Source organism: Bradyrhizobium sp., from assembly GCF_016462955.1.
GTDB lineage: Bacteria > Pseudomonadota > Alphaproteobacteria > Rhizobiales > Xanthobacteraceae > Bradyrhizobium.
Genome location: NZ_JAEMSD010000052.1, coordinates 19814 through 20265, shown reverse-complemented (window position 1 = coordinate 20265; position 452 = coordinate 19814). Strand labels below are relative to the sequence as shown.

Genomic DNA, 452 nt, shown 5'->3' with positions numbered 1-452 from the left:
CTGGACTTTTGGCGCATTCGCGCCGGCGCCCGACGCGGGCGGTGCCACGCCGTTCTATCGCCAGCTCTCGCGCTACTCCGCAGCCTTCGCGCTCTGCGCCGACATGGCGCTCTTGACTCTCGGCGGCGCGCTCAAGCGCAAGGAAATGCTGTCGGCCCGTTTTGGCGACATCCTCTCCGAACTGTATCTGCTCTCGGCTGCGCTGAAGCGATGGCAGGACGAGGGTCGGCAGAAGGAGGATTTTGCCGCGCTGGAATGGTGCATGGCGAGCGGCTTCAAGACCATCGAGAACCGGTTTGCCGAAATTCTCGCCAACCTGCCGAACCGCTTCGTCGCAATTGTCCTCAAGCTCGTGGTCCAGCCGTTCGGCGCCCGCGTGCTGGGCCCGTCCGACCGTGTCGTGCATCAATGCGCCGGCATCGTGCTGGAGCCCTCGGCGGCCCGCGATCGCC

General features: G+C 65.9%; 1 protein-coding gene. It reads left to right on the top strand.

Going from position 1 to position 452, the window contains the following annotated elements; genetic code table 11:
• A partial coding sequence (locus JHD07_RS08610) for an acyl-CoA dehydrogenase domain-containing protein (RefSeq protein ID WP_291621055.1) occupies positions 1-452 on the top strand: 452 nt, incomplete at both ends.